The organism is Rheinheimera hassiensis (assembly GCF_022436675.1).
Taxonomy (GTDB): domain Bacteria; phylum Pseudomonadota; class Gammaproteobacteria; order Enterobacterales; family Alteromonadaceae; genus Alishewanella; species Alishewanella hassiensis.
On sequence record NZ_JAKUJZ010000004.1, the window covers coordinates 48,218 to 65,016 of the forward strand.

A 16,799-nucleotide genomic window follows, 5' to 3' on the forward strand; every position below is an offset into this window, starting at 1 on the left:
TTAAGTTCAATAAAATATAGTTACAGTTCGCAAGCTATTTGAAATAGCAGTAAAATTTTTACTGTAATAACGCGGGATCGTATTTTGGTCAGTTTTTGTCCTTATTAACTCTGTAACAAACTCTAAATTTGTTCGTGGTCAATAATTGCATTAAGCTTGAGGGGCTCTATGCTTAGTTTACAAAGAAACCACAACAAGCTTTGATTAAACCTTGCGCTACCTTGTCCGCCCTAAACCCAAATCTGACGAAAGTCTTGAATCCTTTATGCTGCGGGTTGCCAGAGGTAACGGTTATTCAGATTTTTCAACGTTCATTCAGTCTGCAAAAAGCAGTGTTATTGACTCCTCAGCTGGAAGATTTGAGTCATTCTTACCTGAAGACATCGCAAGTGCTAACTTACACCACTCTCAAATCTCCAGTCGTCGCCGTATCGACATGTTGCGTCAGTTCGCAGAGCTGGCCGGTTGTACGCTGTCTGATTTACTGGATATTTGTTTGGCCCGCGGCGCGGTTACCTTTTCGAAAAGACGCGTGAGTCTGTACAGACAAGGTGTAAACATACCACTCGATGAGCTAAGACCACTTCACGAAGTTCCTGTATGTCCCTTGTGTATCAATGAAAATGGATATGGCCGGCAATTGTGGCATTTTCGATCCTACACTGCCTGCCATCAGCATGGCATTGCGCTGATAAACCATTGCCGTTGCGGTGCATCCTTGAATATCGTTGAACATGAGTTTTCTGGCTGTTGTCATTCTTGCGGGGCGTCTTTGCTCGAGCAAACTGAAAATGCGTCTGATCCGGAGCTAAAACTATCAGCTTGGTTATCAGGGGAGTCGAACGAGCATCTTTCTAACGTTGCACAAAGCCATAGATGGGGGCTTGTTCACTGGTTCAGGCACTATGTCGAATCTGGTGTGTGTATCGCTGAGGACTCTTTTTTTAGCTACTTTAAGGCTTGGCCCGACTCTTTGTTCGAAAAGCTAAAATCGGACTTCACAAAGGCCATTGAACTTGCTGTTTCACCTGCAAATGAAATGACCTTTCAGGACGTTTTTGGTGATCTCTTGATAGTATCTTGCCGGTTGCCGGGCTCGGCACTTGCAGACAACATTGTACTTAGAAGCATTGTGAAGTTTTTGTCTGATGAGGTGATCGATAAAGGTAGTGTACTCGGCGATTTGGCCATTAACAGTATTGAGGCTGCGATTTTGCTTAACACTACCACTGGGCAGATAGCATCACTTTATGACCAAGGTATCTTACAAACCAAATATCAACTTAGGAGCAGTCAAATTGTGGCCGTGACTGCTCCGGTATTTCGTTTGTCTGATGTGCTCTGCTGCTGGCTCACGTCCTATCAGAGTGAGACGTCAAACCGGCGCTATCTGGTTTCAAAGTGGTAAATCGGATGCACTTAACAGAGCTTTTACAGTTGCCAGATGTGCAGGTTAGAAATGTCGAGTTGAAGCGGGCTTTTAATGCTCTTAGTGAAGGGGTTTGTATTGACGGTTTGGAAGTTCAGACCATCCATATTCTGGCAAACCTGACGTCAAAACTGAGTGACGCGTTGGATGTTACCTCGGCAACAGAAGCTTGTAGCCTGTTGAAATCTGAAGACTGGTTAATTAAATGCTTTTCGACTGTGGGGTTCAGGCATTCGCATAATTTAAAGTATCCTGACTATAAGAACCGTGGCGTATTGCGACTTGAGCCAATAGGACGGCTCCCAGCCGGCTACATATCGTCTCAAAGGTGTAAAGACCATGCAAGGCTTGGGTGGTCACACAATTCCGCTGATATCAATTACCAGTTATTTCTCTGCGCCTCGTTCAATTGGCAGGGCGGGGTAAGCTGCATAGCAGAGTTGATCCGCGACGGGGATTCGAATTTTAAAGAGCTTCTCTTTGAAGCTGGGATATATAAAAAGGATGTTATCTGGCTGACTAAAGAATTGCAGGGAATTGTGCCAAGACAAACCTTGCTTGAGCTTGGCCCGGAGTTACGCCAAATCCGGCTACCTTATCGCAGCGCTTATTGCGCTGTCACTCCGGTAGCATCGCATATGTTGCAGCGAGAGATACATCTGGCGCTAAAGGCCGAGAAACGGCATCGAGGTGTTATTAAACACGCCAGAGCGGCAAGTGTAGGTGATTTGGCTGCTGCAACTGCTGGCCGGGTGTTCACTTTCAGGACTGTGCCCAAAAAACTCTGGATGCGGCACAGCCTTAATCCGAAGCAATCACTGTCGGACACTGGTTTGCTGGCATTAAAGCAGCTTACCAAGGCTGAGCAGATGCTGCTGACAGACAATAATCGAAAGCGCCTGGTCGATGAGTGGAAACAAGATGTCCTTAATTACATTGATATCTGGATTAAGCAATACGACATCCCAAAAGAGCTCATCGCCAGCACTTTAGTCGCGCAATTTAACGTGCACCTCAGCAAGACAAAGATCGGTCGTGAACTAGCATATCAGCCCGATGTAACAAGACTGCTCAGCCAGCTGATGAGCAAAACATCATCCGATTATGACGTTTCTCCGACAACGCAGGGAAACTATCAATATCTTGTATTGCCAGGCATTAAAATTTCCGGTGCTACGGCACTTAGCTCCTCTTACACCGTGGGCATCCCATCGCTAATGGGAATATGGGGCTTTCTGCATGCGTTTGAACGGAATACCCAACGCCGGACGAACAGCCGTACTTTTCAGATTGAGAGCTTCGCTCTTTGCTTGCATCAGTTTGTATTAGACGACCGTGGATTAACCAGAGAAGTTAAACTGGACGGCAAAAGGCTTGTTACTCCAGCAATTCTGCCAACACGTTATTGTGATTTCGTCATCAGTTTTGTTTTAAAAGTGCGCAAAGCTCAATTGCAACTTGAGCCTAACCAGTTGATTTCATGTTTGCCGAATTCACTGTGTCAGGGGGCGGTGCACGCCCAAATAGACCGGCTTGAGAGTTTTCTCTGGATTGATTCGTTTTATAGCGCAATCCAGGCGATACCGGAAAAACGAGGCCGCTGGCTGGTACCTGATCTTAACTCTTCACCAAGTGACGTCGAAACATTAACTCTTACACCCGAGCTACTGCTCACAACAGTGGGTTACCAACTTCTGGAAACGCCTACTGAAAAAACGGGAGCTGTGGATGATATGCCACATGCCTTTGCAGAACCGGTTCTCGGGAACGTGTACCAACGCCATGCCGGCGCTGATGCTTTGGATCATGAATTTTTCTGGAAGCTTGCAGTACTTCCAAATGCCTTTCTATTAGGGACTGAAGGAACTGAACATGAAGCTGCCTCAACGATTTAGCTACCGCCGCTCACTGTCACCCAGCATTGGTGTTTTCACTTATATGAATAAGCAAGGAGAGGAAAGACCACTGCCGTTTAAAACAGTGAAAGTACTCGGTCAAAAAGAGGGGGTGGCGGAAGGATTTGATAACAAAATGATTCCCAAAGCCTCAGCTACAGCGAAGAAACTTGGTGAGGGAAACCCTCACACTATTGAATATTGCCATGTACCTTACGACGCGAACCGAGTCTTCTGCAGGTTCTCGTTGACTGTTAATGCAAACTCTATAGCGCCTGAGGTGTGCAATGACAATGAAGTTCTAGGAGCCATGTCTGAATTTGTGAAGTCCTATATAGCCGTGAAAGGCTATAGCTATCTCGCCGAGCGTTACCTGATACAGATCATTTCTGGTGCCTGGTTATGGCGAAATCAGTATTCACTTGGTACTACAATCAGGATCCGAACTCACAAAGGTCGAAATCTGGTAGCTGAAAATGTACAGCCGCATTCAGGGCAAAAAGGCTGGCAACAGAATTTAGCTGGCTGGGCAGAGTTGGTTGATGAGTTTAGTGAAGCGCTAATTCACCCGGGCAAATTTTTACTTTGCGAGGTTGAAGCTGAGATTATCCCAATAACCTGCCAGGAGATATACCCCAGTCAGGCATTTAGTGATCGAGACAGCGAAGATATTGCCGGGCGGGTATTCCAAAAAACTATGGTAGATGGCACTGAGAGCCCAATTTTAGGTGCCTATAAAATTGGTGCGGCAATCGCTCAGGTTGACGATTGGTTTGATGACGTTGTTGAGCCATTACGAGTGGGTCAATACGGGGTAGATAAAAAGATAAGTGCAGCATTGCGCACACCTGAAAATGGATTGGATTTTTTCAGTACCCTTACGCAGGTTGAGCAACTGACCGACGAGATAAAGGCCAAAAAACAACCCAATAATAGAGCTCACTTTTTGGCAGCTAATCTGATCAAAGGTGGTTTATTTCAGAAAGGGGCAGCCAATTGAGCAGGTACTTTTTCTATATTCGATATTTGCCTGAAGACGTAAACTGCGAGTTCCTGGCGGGTAAATGTATTCGCATTTTGCATGCCTATCAAACCAGATTTAACTTACGCAGTATTGGTGTGTCATTCCCGGATTGGGGGCAAAGCAGTATTGGTCGAACTATTGCTTTTATATCTGAGTCGCCACAATCCTTAACTACCCTTAGTCAGCAAAATTATTTTGTCCGAATGTCTGAAGAGGGATATTTTCTAATCAGTGGTGTTCAGGTATTGCCTGGTGATCAGGAATATCAGGAGTTTATTTATTACCGTGAAAGACGGCTGGAAAAAGAATCCGCATCTGCTAAAAAAAGAGAGTTGAAACGTTTACAAGCGAGGGCTATTCAAGCCGGTGTTGACTATGCTCCTAAAACAAGTGGGCGTGGATGTGTTGAGATACCTTTTGCACATAGGCTATCCTTTGGTAGCTCTAGTGGAGCAGATTTCTTGCTTTTTATCGGCCGTTTGGAGTGCGAAAAAAAACAACTATCAGAATTCAGTAGCTACGGATTAGGAAATAGACCTGAGTTTAAGGGGTCAGTGCCTTGTCTACGACCCTTAATTTGTGAGTGTGAGGTAACTATTTGATTTTAAAGCTTTAAAATAATAGCTATAAATTATGGGTAGGCTAGCCATTATGGGTCTAATTTCTTGATTTCATTTATTTTATTAGGTGTTCTGCATAGTTATCCGCCGTGTAGGTGGCTTAGAAAAAAGGCCGCCCCAGAATTCCAGAAGACGAACAGTTATCCGCCGTGTAGGTGGCTTAGAAATTATGGCAAAACAGACTGTGTTTTACCACCAAGTTATCCGCCGCGTAGGTGGCTTAGAAACCGGAAGCAAAAGTCTCTGGTTCCAATCGAGAACTCCGCCGCATAGGTGGCTATTTATGCCCGCTTGGATCTATCCAAGTGAGCAGCTTTAATCATGCTTTTGGGACCATGCGAATCACTATAAGTATCCGGAGTACATATGAAAAAGCCGCCTATATGGCGGCCTTATTTCAGCGCTGGTTGGTGCCAACGCTGTAGTTGAATGTACTTAATCTACAGCTAGAATCTTACGTCAACTTCCATTCAAAATCAAACACACTGGTGTTTCGCTAAAGGATGACAAGCTGTTTTCGGCATGCCGAAATATATTCACTGGTTAAGTTGTCGACTAGGTGTAACTTTTATGATCTCTCAGGACTATTTTAGAGATTGGTTTTTACCAGAAGCATACCTGTTCCGCTATCTAAGTTCTTCTTTCACAACTGCATCTACAGCGATTAGACTTCCTCCTGCCCCAGCTGAAGCAAATGCAATTACCGTAAAAAATACCATGTGCATCGAAATGGTTAGCTGTAAATCCATATTAGGTACTTCATGCCCCTTTATCAAAAAACCTTGAATGAGCGTGGGAACAAATCCGGTAAAACCCGCATAGGCACAAAGCGCTAAACCTTTGCTAAAATTGCTGTTATATAACGTTTTACTCTGTAATAGGCTGGCAAAGCCTCCTATTACGGAGAAAATCATCAATGCCAAACCAAGTGCTCCCGTTATACCAAGCGCTATCGAAACGTCGGCTGCTGGCTTTAAAATCAAGCCACTGTACATAGATAGACCAAGACCAAATGCCAAAAGCAGGGTGATAGTTACTAATATTCTTTTCATATGCTCCTCAACAGGAAAAAAGTTCTAAAATAAGTTCGCGAATTTTATTTCAGAAATATTTTGCATTTAGCGTCAATTAAAAGCGGATGTGTTAACGATCCAAGTAGCTTTTGCTGTGGTCCGTAATAAATCAATGCTGACTGACGCCTGCCTTTCCTTGATAAGGCAGGGTATTAACCAAAAAAATCGATAGAGTTGTATTTTCATTTAAACCAACGTTCATAAAGTATCCCATTACAACGAGCCGCAATATTGCTAAAGAACCAGAACGATAGTCCGAAACCACACAATAGCCCCGCTAGCAAGATACCATCTGGGGTAAAGCCTACCTCGTTAGATTTTTTAACAACGTCGGGAACAATGTCTCCAAGCATCAGTCCGAGGTAACCTGCTACGAAGAAAGCCATTAAACCTGTTATAGCTACTACCCAATCACTTGATTCTGAAAACTTACTTTTCTTGGCATTTGTTAATTTTTTTACTACCCCATCAAGAATTTTCATAAAAAGTACCCTCAAATATCAACTAGATATATTTAATAGGCTAAAAAGCCACCAAACGTCTCAGACCACATTTTTAGTTAAATGTGTACTCTTTCCAAGGAATTTGACTAATGTGGATATTTGCCAGAAAGCTAACAATGTCCTTACGGCCTCTGTACGTCGGCGTGCCGCGCGCATCTTGAGCCATTAGGACAATAGGCATACCTGGGAATAGTGGTGTGAAAGACGAAATTGCTTCTTCGCTCTGCTGAAGAGAGTCAACAATGTATTTTTTTACAATAACTATTGAGAAAGTAACGCCTTGTTCTTTGACAACTGCACCTTGAAATCTCATAAAGTTTACCTCGTTCAAATGACTGGATTTAGTTAAATAGAAGTGCTGATCTTTTCTCAGCACTTCTGAAAAGTGTTCCAATTAGCTGGGCATTGAACGCCAGTGTGAACACACGCTTTCCCAGCGGCCGAATCGAAAGCGGGGATAGTTGGTCACATGAATAACTTTTGGTTTGCTCATGTCTTTTCTCCAATTAATTGGGAGGAGACTCTTGTTATGCGATGCAACTCCAGATATTCTCAAGGCTGTTCGGCGCTTTCGGAATATCCTTCGAGGGATGAGACCTCCGGTAGTGTCCCAAGAGGATGCCATTTCGGCATCACTCTTATGCATCACAAAATAGGTATTGGCGCCAACCAATGCCTATTTTTCCTTTCGAACTCCTTTAAACGGAGTTTTGTCCGATGTTTTCACATCCATAAATTGCCCAGTTTCAGTATCTCTTTTAACCCAGTGACCGCTGGGTGTTTGCGTTTGAGATCTTCCCGTTACCGCCCCGTGGCGGCGATTATCACCTGATTTGCCATTTGTAGCCATGCTTTGATCCTTACATTGCGTTAGATTATTCTAACGATTCAAGGTTATTCCGTGAGAAATCTCTTGTCAAGATCTTTCCGTATGCTAGTGTTAGATATATCATACGGCACATTTTTCAAGGAGAGCATATGTCGCTAGCTGAAAGGTTGAGGGTACTTAGGGCGGATAAAAAGGTTTCGCTGCAAGTTGTTGCTGATGCTGTGGGTATATCCAAGCCACATGTATGGGAATTAGAAAAGGGAAAGACCCAAAATCCATCTCTTGAGCTTCTTATGAAATTTGCTGAGTATTACTCGGTGAGTTTGGACTTTTTGGCCGGTAAAAGTGATGTCGACTTGCGATCTCGAAAATTAAATTCGATGTTCCGAAAAATTGATCATGAAAATGCTTCCGAAGAGGATTTGAAAGTGATAGAACAAGCCATAGATATGGCTTTATCACTGATTAAAAATCACAAACAAGGATAGTATGATCTCATTGGACTTGATGGAGCTTGCGGATTGTTTTGCTCCTGAAGAGCTGGTTAATTGCATATTTCAGCAATGCCCTCAATTAAAGGCTCCGATTCCTGTTGAACAGATTGCCCAAAGGGTAGGAATTTGTGAAATTCAGCCTTTACCTGGAGACAGCGAAAATATTGAAGGAATGCTCTGTTCTGAACCTGCTAAAGACTGCGGAGTCATCTTTTTTAATAAAAGCAGGCCAATTGGTCGGCAGCGGTTTACGATTGGACATGAGCTTGGACACTTTCTGTTGCCTACTCACGCCTCTGGAGAGAGAAAGTGTACAGCAAGCGATTTCAAGAAGAATTCGAATACTGAAGAGTCTGAAGCAAACGAGTTTGCGCAAAAGCTATTATTGCCAAGTCATCTCTTAACACCTGAGATCAACGATCAAGCGTTCAATATCGAATTAATTAATAAACTATCTGTACTTTTTCAGATGAGTTTTGAGGCAACTGCTATCGCGGCAATACCATTGAGTAGCGAACCAGTTGCGATAGTTTTCACTAAAAATCGTAAAGTTAAATACGCTTGGCGAAATTTGAAGCATTTTAAATACAAATTGAAAGTCTTTAAAGGTTCAGATTTACCGGAGAGTTATGAGGTTCCCGACTTGAAGGCAAATGCTGTGTCGGAGTTCATTGAGTTTTGTGAAAATGATTGGTTAGAGGGAGCTCCAAAGCTTGGACCTGAGTTAGAAATATATGGACAAACTTTAGTTCAAGAGAAAGGGTATTCAGCAATTTTATTAAAAATAAACTCGTTGAGTTCGTTTGCCTAACTAAGAGATGTCTAGAAAACTAGGGACGATTCAGCTGCGTGTGCGCCGAAAAGATGAGCGGCGACTATTAGGGGCCTAAGCAGCGTGAGGCAAAGTTGCGCAACCCGTGCAGCTCGGCGAACTCGATGGCTGCAGCGCAAGTGTCCGTGAAGGGGAACAGCTTTCTAAATCTTGACGGCTACAATCTCGTCGTATACCCAACAAAGACTGGTCGCTGGGGGATATAAGATTGGCGATCGTTTTGGGCCTCGAACATATCCCACTAATAACGAAGCAAAATTGGGGCTGTTTGATGATTTCTGGGCCACTACCCAGGATGACGAGCAGCTGTGGAGTAGTGATTGATAAGTTGAGGATAAACGAAAAATGGCTAAACCGGTTGTAATCGGCTCAAGGAGCTTCAGCACTCAGGGCCGCGCCCTCGACCACTTTAAGGCTCTGCTTCACCGGTATCAGAACGGCCAGCGGATCGTAGACCTAGCTGACCACGCTGACCTGGTAGCGCTCATTGAACGTTTTGACCCGGTACTCAGTGCCGTTGGGGAGCCCACAAAAGGTGCTGGCCAGATTGCACACTTTGAGCGACGTCTGAATACTGGGACAGGCTGGAGCTCAGCTGGATTCTGGATTATTCGACAGGATGGTACTGAAACTGACTTCTCGTACATCGACGCAGTCAAGGGCAAACCGAAAGGGCAGTCTCAAGATTTTTACAACGCATGCAGACAGGCGGTTGCATTGGAGTTAGTCCTCGCCAAGAAAGGGGCGTTTGCGCTGTACGGCGATAATCATAGACGTGTCGAGTGCGAGTTGACCGGAAAAATGGTTAGCATTCACGATGCACACCTTGACCACGCATGGCCGTATTTTTCGCAGATAGTGAGTGGATTTCGGGCTGCCAGGGGGTGGTCGAGGGACATTCCTGATGGCATTATTTCCACCCCTGCTGACGCTCAGACCACGTCAACGTTCGTGGATAACTTAGTGACTGAAGCATTCCGAGCGTTCCACCATGATCAAGCAGTCCTTCGGATTCTAAGCCGGGAAGCAAACCTTCAGACTGCGAGCTCGGCGCGCCGGCCGAAGGTTGCACGGCCTGTGCGGTTATCTTGATCATCTGCGGACGCTGGTTCAATTCTTCTTATGAGGTTTGAACTAGCGGCTGGTTTCGGGCATATCGTTAATACCTACCGACGGTGTAAATTGGTTGCATTGCCAGTCACAAAAACAGGACTTTTCAGCACTAGTCTAAGATGGTTTTAGAACGTTGAGTAACTGAGGTTTGTCGCAAGGGGCATTATATCGCTGCTGGAAACTATGATGCTCCCCATGTGTATCCTTTGAAAAATGCTGTACAGCATATTGCTGCAAGAGCAATTTGTGCGTTCAAATCACCTTGTCCTGTTGAAGCAATCCGCAGTAAGCTCGGGGGCCGGTGTCAGTTAAGAGACGCAAACCCTTAGGATATGGAAGTCATATGAGTTCGTACGAGTTAATCAAAGATTTGGAAAAAAAGCTGGGCCTTTACAAAGATAATCATCTAAATCTCTCGTCATCAGCACCTACTAGAATTCAAGAAATGCTTGCAGAATGCATCTTCAGTGCACAGATCTATCCTAGCTCGTTAACCAGAAATGTTGTTAAAGCATTAATTGAAGAAAGGCAACCTTGGCCGACCATCGATGGCGGTGAGTATTGTTTAGCGTATCCGGTCAAAATTGAAGACCTTGAAGTCGTCGGTTTACTTAGATTTCCTAACGACAACTTGTGCATTCAAAGAGCTACGGATTCATCCCTAGATATGCCTAATTTCCTTCGTAATCAATTGAATGCACTTTCTTTTTTGCACGCTATCCGTTTGGGGTATGATGATCTGGTATCACCGCATCTAAGGTTACATAAAAAAGACATTGAGCCTAATACCCTCACTATCCTCTCGGAATATTTAATTTCAGAAGGTGAGTACGTGAGGATATCATTCGACCACAATGAGATCTTTGGTGTTGGAACATGTCTATGGAAGAGTTTACGAGCAACAACTAGCGACCCCAATCAAGCTTTCACTGAGTACACGATCAAGATGTGTGTAGCTACTGATCGATCGTATGTTTTTGAAATTGACTTTGAACACGGTATTGATATAGATGAGTTCCTTGAATGCGCTTTCAATCATATAGTGTCAGATACAAGTTTGCGTGATAGTTGGAGGGCTTGCGCCACAGAGATGGCAATCAGCCACAACGGAATTGAATCACTGACGCAAATACAAGCTGCGAGTACATCGGCCGAAGCAATTTACCATGACACGCTCAACCTCAATCCGTTAGCGCAGGTAATTGACAATCTAGCGAGCAGACAGCCATGCACGTTACTTGAAGGAAAGATTTGGTTTGAGGATGGCTGGCTAAGAAACTTTCATGAGCCAGATAGCATATCAGCTCGGCTAGTTTGGCTAATTATTAAGCACGAGAAGAATGTGTATTCCATAGAAAATAGCTTCCCTATAACAAGAAAATTGATCGCTCTTTCCAGTAACGCGCCCAAACTATTGAACCTTCTATTTGCTGATATATCTCTCCCTGCTTACTTGTGTTTCTTGCTCTCGAATAGGCCGACCAATCATATAGGGTTGATAGAGCTTTATAGAAATATTGAGCGATCTGCGCGCCCAATTTCAGACAAGGTGGCGTATGAGAGGATTTGGCAAGATTTAGTTTGGATGCAAGGACTGGAGGTCTATTGTTACAGCCATGAAAAGCTTGACCACAGGTACGCAACTGAAGCGCTTGAAGCAATCTGCGAAATGGTCGCTTGGTTCACTCGCCGCGAAATTAGCCGAAATTCACGAACACTTACAATTTCAGATACTCGCCTGCCAAGCTTGAAAAATACAATTAAATCAATAATATATATCAATGAATCGGGTTGTAGACAAAATCTATTCGACAATCATCTTTTACTCTTGGGTGACATCATCAATCGGCGTCTCACAGACATTCACAAGCAATCGAATCCAACACCTATCGGAGAGTGGATAGTTCTGTTCTGGTGTCTTGAACTCGCCAGTAAGCACTCTAACCAGACAAGCAATGCGATAACTAAGAAACTCTGCGAAGTATTGATATCCAGTTATCTGCGCGAACTGCAAATGAGGATTAGTAATCAATCACATAGCAGTGATGATCCGTTAGCACTCGATGAGTTGAGCTGGAGCCAGCTCTTGCTTTGCGCATCTAAAGGTCTGCGATTCAAATGGATCTTGGCGCTGGAGGCATACTATGATCAAGAAGTAGAGCTATCGCATAAAGACACAAGGAATTTGAACTCAGCAGTCAGATTGCATTTCCGAGTGCTGCTCCAATTATATAGAGGTGCACAGGACTACATCGTAAGAGAACACATAGCTACGGAACTTGTTATGCTAGTGCAACAGTTCGGCTTTGCCCACGACAAATATTCGGGCGCGTTCAACTATTCAAATGATAACTCTGACTACAGCCCTTTGCGCCTTTGGCCCACCTTCTGTGAATTAACAAATGAATTTACCGACAAGCCATACAATAATTTTCTAATAGCACTGAGCTCATCCGCTGTGCCTATGAGCGCTCTGTTTATTCTTTTAGAAAAGACGGATACACGAAAGCGTAGAGAGTCGATTGAAACAATCATCAAAAGTCGAACATTAGAAAAGGAATCACCTAATTGGGTACCTGAAATTTTTGACATAGTGATTAAAGCTGCTAACAACGGATACATCTCAATAGCTAAATATTTCTTAGGCTCTATCTGGAAAAATGCTCACAAGGTCCATAAAAACAAAATCGACGAGCTGACGGGAAAAATCGAGCTGAAAGAAATCTTTGAGAACGTAGCATTACCCGTCCATGATAAAATCGAATCGATCCGCAATTTCAAAATAGAGTATACGGAGAAAGAAGTTGTTAGGGCTGTTCAGGAGTTTAAATCCTACTTGATTGCCAGCCTTAACATGACAATAGATAACAATACTTCAGTAAAACAGTTCGCCCAATTAGTCAAAACTTCCCCGACACTCCAGAATGCAACAGGCCTTATAAAGAGCGCCTTATCGGCTTCCAGCACTGATGAATCTGATAAACAGCTGGAAGATTATTTTAAAATCTGGACTGACATCTTCAAGAAATCACATCAAACATCTACAAACGTTGTGTTACCGGACGACGATTTGCGCTGCATCCTTCAGCTTTGCTTGAAAATCTCGCGCCTGGATGAGTTCAGTGAATTTTGGGGGATTGCTACCAGTCGACAACGAGAAAGCTATCAGTTTGCTGCCGAACGAGCAGAATATTTGATAGAGTCTGGCCGCAGAAAAGAGGCAATAAGTTATATTAATGAATTACTTAATGAATCTAACGATTTACCAGACGCTGCGTTGTATGCGCTGAATAGTATCAAAAAAGGCCTGCTTGACCAACAAGCTCCTATTCATTTTAAACTTGAACATCCGCAAACATCGTCAATTAAATCAACCCAAGAGGATTTAAGGGTTAGTTGGCTGAGGATCAGAGATCTGAACGCAGCTGATCAAAGTCAGATTCTGATGGAGCCAAGCAATTCTATAGACCCTTATCTTCTGCAAACTATTGAGCAAGTCGGCAACGAGCTTCTCATGCGAAGTGGAAATTTGCTGAGGAAGAAAGCCTATTCGAATTCCACGTCTATAATCCCGTTGGACGATGAGAACATGATCAATGACTGGCTCGTATCTCTGATCAGGCAGCGTATGAACTTTGTTAGTTGGAAAATACATGATCAATCACGTATAGGCTTGTCGGCCTCGGAAGATGGAGTTGGAGAAACGGACGGGTGGATTCAAGATGGTCAGGGGCATTTGATCTCAATTATTGAGGCATTCCGCTTAGGAAAAACTATCGATAAACAGGTAATCAGGAAGCACCTTGACAAGGTTTGTGGATATAACTCTACAGGAGCAAGCCCCATATTCATTGTGGTGTACACTTCGACAGAAGATTTCCCCAAACTATGTTCAGAATATGAAAATTATGTAAGTGAATTGAAATATAAAGGTTTTGACATCGACAGGCCCAATAATTTCAGACGGAAGGAGATGAAAATACCCCAAACAAGAGCTTGGTACTACGAAGAGACCCGCTACCTCAATGGTGAGCCAATCAACATGTACCACCAACTGTTGAATCTGAAGTCTCCTCTGCCTTGAAAATTGGGTATTTACTCGTATAGTGATCATAAAGTCACTTCAAGGTATAGTAAGCAATAAAGAAATTCATTGTATGCTTAAAAACAAGAGTCCGTTTTATGGTTCAAAAAAATCCAGGTAACTTATATATTATAAATTTAAAAGTTCACTTTATGATTAAAACGACATTGATACCTTCCCCGATGAGAACGTGCGTTCGACAAAAAAGCCGGGAGTGCTTTTGAACAGCTTCGCTGGCCCAAAGGGCGAGGGCAGGACAGCCCGAGTAATTGCGGCTAGTTCGTAATATAAATCAATATCTTAGCTGAAAATCGAGGCCTTTTTTGTGTCCAATAGAAAATTTTACAGCATATTTATAGCATTTTCAGTTGCTGCAGCTTGGATCGTGTCTGAGCGGCCTAAACTGCTACAAGAGTTTAGTTGTGCATCTTCAGCCATTTGATTAAAAGTTCGTCTTTGGCGATAACGTTACCATTAATAATTTGCTTAGTTATTGACTCTCTATCTTTCTGCTTAACACCTAGAGATGGATCTAATTCAATTAGAATTTGTTCTGCTTGGAATTGATATCTATTAAATGCTTCTTCTGGTGAGGAAATTGAAGGTGCGCTATCCATCATATAAACCATAGAATTTAATGTGCTTCTCAGATAATGCTCTAAGTTAACTATCAACATTTCTAGCCTGTCTGGAGTTGCAGCATTGTGGATAATTGCATTTCGAGTTCGATATATCCTATGGATTTGCATTTCTACTTTTGTTCTGTGCTTTTGAATTTTTAGACCAAGCTGGTAAGGTGTTTGGCATAACTCAATTAGCTGACTGAATCGATATTTTGCGTATGGGTATTGTGCTAAGCGTCTGTTCAACTCGTCTACTGTAGCTTGTGATTTTAAGATGCAGTAAAGCTCAGCTAGGTTTAAAGTTCTTAAATCAACTTCTTGCCCATTGATCTGGAATGATTCCCACTGAAGTGCTTTTGCTACACCCCTTAAAGCAAATAGCTGTTTTACGGGGTAGTCTAACCCTATGCAAGGTAAAACAGAGTGAATTACGTGAGCGTCATGAGTAAGGTTTTCAGTCGCAACTCCCAAAGTTAGCGATTCTAATGCAGACCAAAACGCTGTAAAGCGACTCTCAGGTGTTCCGTCTGTTAGTACTCCATTTCTAAAGAATCTAAAGGCTGAACTGACTTTCCGAACCGTATTTATTTCAGCATTTTTGTACAACTTAGACATAGTTCTAATATACAAAGAAAATTCGTCCGAGTTTAGACGATCAGATGCGTTAACAAGTTGTTTATCGAAATGTGGTAGCGTTTTTGTGTGTTCGATATCATTCTCTATAGTGGATGCTCGGTATTTTTTTTCTATTTTAATCTCGTCTCTTCCCATCATGTATGCGACAACATCCAGCGCTCGGTATAACTCCGATTCTGCAATTTGACGAGCAGCGCTGAATGAAATTGTGTTAACCACGATGTCTACCGAAACCATGTTATTTTTATCAGATGGAATTTGTTCAAATCTACAATTTTTAAATTCAAATGACTGTCCGGTACTTCCAATAAGTGAGTGTAACCGTTCACTGAGTAGTCTAAGAGTAATGGTTATTTGACGATCTTCAGCGCTAATCTTCTGAGTGAAAGGCTGGAATTGATTTTCAAATGTATCTGTTCTTTCTCGAAGATAATTCCGTGATAGCAGGTAGCATTCAGAAATGGGCATTCCCAGCGTTAAAAGTGTGCTTATGAGTAAGTTGGTTGTATGGTAAATTTCAGTTAATGTTTCAGTGTCTGACTTCTCACCGTGAAGTAATCTTTCTCGTAAAACATTAATGGCTACTGATCTATAACTCAAAAGGATTTTTTCTTTAAACTGAGTGAGAAGGCTACTAATCAGGAGGCGCTTTTTTTCAATAGGGCTAGTATTGTGGTCTTTAAGATCTTTATTATCACAGAGAGATATTATTTGGCTTGTCACCTCTTTAAACTCTGCATGAGTAAAGCACAAGTCAGATCGAAAAATTTCTAGCAGTTCTGTCATCACATGGCTGCGCTTATCTGCTGCCTTATATTTATCGCCGTGAGTGTACAGTTCGAGTAGTTCAATTGTTGCGTTTAAAGCGTTGTTATAAGTAACTCGGTCAGAATCTATGCTGTGTAAGCTAGTTAGGCTTGACCAGCATTCGATAAAAAAAAGTTGTTGGGTTTGAAGGTTTGCTCTTTCGATTCTGGAATCTAAACGCATTCTTGTTCTACGCCCTAATTCTGTTATACTTAATCGTACATTAACTTATTAATGCAGTGTTTTGCTAATAAATCACTGTTACTACAGAAAAAAACGGTCTCCCCTTCTGACTGAGGCTAGTCCCGAGAAGGATCGAGACCAACCCTTTAAGGAGAAGCGTGAATAGCGCTTCTCCTTTTTCGTTTATTACTGCTACTCAGATTATTCCGCCTACCAAGCAGTACACTTATTTACAGAACTTCAAGTGAGAGCGAAAAACACTTTGATTGATTTGACTTTTCCTTCCTAATTTCAAAGACCTACAGCTTGATTGTGATTGGCTTTCAGTAAAGTAATTTAATTACGGGAAAGGAACTGAAGGAGCATGAAAAGTTCACTTTATGGTTTAAATTGCTGAGTTCAATTTATGCTTTAAATGCACGTATGTGACTGATTTTATTTAATTCAAAAAGTTCAAGTTATGCTTAAAACGACATTGACACCTAGCCCGATGAGAGCGCGTCGTTCGACCACTAATGTGCCTGGAGCACATTAGAACAGCTTAGCTGGCCCGAAGGGCTAGGGCAGGATAGCCCGAGTAATCGCGGCGGTTACCCTTACACCACTAACAGCCTTAAAGCCGCCGTTTGTCTTACGCTTAGCTGACAGGCTGCT

13 protein-coding genes are annotated in these 16,799 nt (G+C 42.8%); 8 read left to right on the plus strand and 5 right to left on the minus strand.

All coding sequences use genetic code 11. From position 1 onward, the window contains the following. The first annotated feature begins 211 nt into the window (after positions 1-211). The 4 genes from MJX74_RS08970 to cas6f are packed head-to-tail and all read left to right on the plus strand — an operon-like array spanning position 212 to position 4,950. A complete protein-coding gene (locus tag MJX74_RS08970) occupies positions 212-1,408 on the plus strand; it encodes a TniQ family protein (RefSeq protein WP_275692730.1) in 1,197 nt (398 codons plus the stop codon). A gap of 5 nt (positions 1,409-1,413) precedes the next feature. Then, a complete protein-coding gene (locus tag MJX74_RS08975; protein ID WP_240222533.1) occupies positions 1,414-3,324 on the plus strand; it encodes a type I-F CRISPR-associated protein Csy2 in 1,911 nt (636 codons plus the stop codon). Beyond that, the gene (gene csy3 / locus MJX74_RS08980) at positions 3,302-4,324 is read left to right on the plus strand and encodes a type I-F CRISPR-associated protein Csy3 (protein ID WP_240222534.1); all 1,023 of its coding nucleotides are present in this window, start codon (positions 3,302-3,304) and stop codon (positions 4,322-4,324) included. Before MJX74_RS08975 ends, csy3 begins: the two co-directional genes overlap by 23 nt. Next, on the plus strand, positions 4,321-4,950 hold the full coding sequence (gene cas6f, locus MJX74_RS08985) for a type I-F CRISPR-associated endoribonuclease Cas6/Csy4 (protein WP_240222535.1): 630 nt from the start codon (positions 4,321-4,323) through the stop codon (positions 4,948-4,950). The genes csy3 and cas6f overlap by 4 nt, the downstream gene beginning before the upstream one ends. Before the next feature lie 644 nt (positions 4,951-5,594). On the opposite strand, the gene MJX74_RS08990 is transcribed toward cas6f, so the two are convergent. The 4 genes from MJX74_RS08990 to MJX74_RS09005 form a co-directional block, all read right to left on the minus strand. Then, the gene (locus MJX74_RS08990) at positions 5,595-6,020 is read right to left on the minus strand and encodes a hypothetical protein (protein WP_240222536.1); all 426 of its coding nucleotides are present in this window, start codon (positions 6,018-6,020) and stop codon (positions 5,595-5,597) included. Between the two features lie 203 nt (positions 6,021-6,223). Next, positions 6,224-6,523 carry a hypothetical protein gene (locus MJX74_RS08995; protein ID WP_240222537.1) on the minus strand — a complete coding sequence of 100 codons (300 nt, stop codon included), beginning with the start codon at positions 6,521-6,523 and terminating at the stop codon, positions 6,224-6,226. Between the two features lie 73 nt (positions 6,524-6,596). Then, positions 6,597-6,857, minus strand: a complete 261-nt coding sequence (locus tag MJX74_RS09000) for a hypothetical protein (RefSeq protein ID WP_240222538.1) — start codon at positions 6,855-6,857, stop codon at positions 6,597-6,599. A 363-nt stretch (positions 6,858-7,220) separates the two neighbouring features. Beyond that, positions 7,221-7,394, minus strand: coding sequence for a hypothetical protein (locus MJX74_RS09005; protein ID WP_240222539.1), 174 nt, complete (start codon positions 7,392-7,394; stop codon positions 7,221-7,223). A gap of 128 nt (positions 7,395-7,522) precedes the next feature. On the opposite strand from MJX74_RS09005, the gene MJX74_RS09010 reads away from it, so the two are divergent. The 4 genes from MJX74_RS09010 to MJX74_RS09020 all read left to right on the plus strand — a co-directional run bounded on the left by MJX74_RS09010 (position 7,523) and on the right by MJX74_RS09020 (position 13,896). Beyond that, on the plus strand, positions 7,523-7,861 hold the full coding sequence (locus MJX74_RS09010; protein WP_240222540.1) for a helix-turn-helix domain-containing protein: 339 nt from the start codon (positions 7,523-7,525) through the stop codon (positions 7,859-7,861). A 1-nt stretch (position 7,862) separates the two neighbouring features. Continuing rightward, positions 7,863-8,678, plus strand: a complete 816-nt coding sequence (locus MJX74_RS09015) for an ImmA/IrrE family metallo-endopeptidase (RefSeq protein ID WP_240222541.1) — start codon at positions 7,863-7,865, stop codon at positions 8,676-8,678. Positions 8,679-9,044: 366 nt separating this feature from the next. Further along, positions 9,045-9,791, plus strand: a complete 747-nt coding sequence (locus MJX74_RS21945; protein WP_420851397.1) for a DCL family protein — start codon at positions 9,045-9,047, stop codon at positions 9,789-9,791. Positions 9,792-10,155: 364 nt separating this feature from the next. Then, on the plus strand, positions 10,156-13,896 hold the full coding sequence (locus tag MJX74_RS09020; RefSeq protein ID WP_240222542.1) for a hypothetical protein: 3,741 nt from the start codon (positions 10,156-10,158) through the stop codon (positions 13,894-13,896). A 416-nt stretch (positions 13,897-14,312) separates the two neighbouring features. Here the strand turns inward: MJX74_RS09020 and MJX74_RS09025 are convergent, their stop codons facing one another. Beyond that, positions 14,313-16,145, minus strand: a complete 1,833-nt coding sequence (locus tag MJX74_RS09025; protein WP_240222543.1) for a hypothetical protein — start codon at positions 16,143-16,145, stop codon at positions 14,313-14,315. Between the last annotated feature and the right edge of the window lie 654 nt (positions 16,146-16,799).

Excerpts from the sequence above, each read along its gene's own strand:
- MJX74_RS08975 (WP_240222533.1), top strand. The coding sequence starts at position 1,414 with ATGCACTTAACAGAGCTTTTACAGTTGCCAGATGTGCAGGTTAGAAAT.
- csy3 (WP_240222534.1), top strand. The coding sequence starts at position 3,302 with ATGAAGCTGCCTCAACGATTTAGCTACCGCCGCTCACTGTCACCCAGC.
- MJX74_RS08990 (WP_240222536.1), bottom strand. The coding sequence starts at position 6,020 with ATGAAAAGAATATTAGTAACTATCACCCTGCTTTTGGCATTTGGTCTT.
- MJX74_RS08995 (WP_240222537.1), bottom strand. The coding sequence starts at position 6,523 with ATGAAAATTCTTGATGGGGTAGTAAAAAAATTAACAAATGCCAAGAAA.
- MJX74_RS09000 (WP_240222538.1), bottom strand. The coding sequence starts at position 6,857 with ATGAGATTTCAAGGTGCAGTTGTCAAAGAACAAGGCGTTACTTTCTCA.
- MJX74_RS09005 (WP_240222539.1), bottom strand. The coding sequence starts at position 7,394 with ATGGCTACAAATGGCAAATCAGGTGATAATCGCCGCCACGGGGCGGTA.
- MJX74_RS09010 (WP_240222540.1), top strand. The coding sequence starts at position 7,523 with ATGTCGCTAGCTGAAAGGTTGAGGGTACTTAGGGCGGATAAAAAGGTT.
- MJX74_RS09015 (WP_240222541.1), top strand. The coding sequence starts at position 7,863 with ATGATCTCATTGGACTTGATGGAGCTTGCGGATTGTTTTGCTCCTGAA.
- MJX74_RS21945 (WP_420851397.1), top strand. The coding sequence starts at position 9,045 with ATGGCTAAACCGGTTGTAATCGGCTCAAGGAGCTTCAGCACTCAGGGC.
- MJX74_RS09020 (WP_240222542.1), top strand. The coding sequence starts at position 10,156 with ATGAGTTCGTACGAGTTAATCAAAGATTTGGAAAAAAAGCTGGGCCTT.
- MJX74_RS09025 (WP_240222543.1), bottom strand. The coding sequence starts at position 16,145 with ATGCGTTTAGATTCCAGAATCGAAAGAGCAAACCTTCAAACCCAACAA.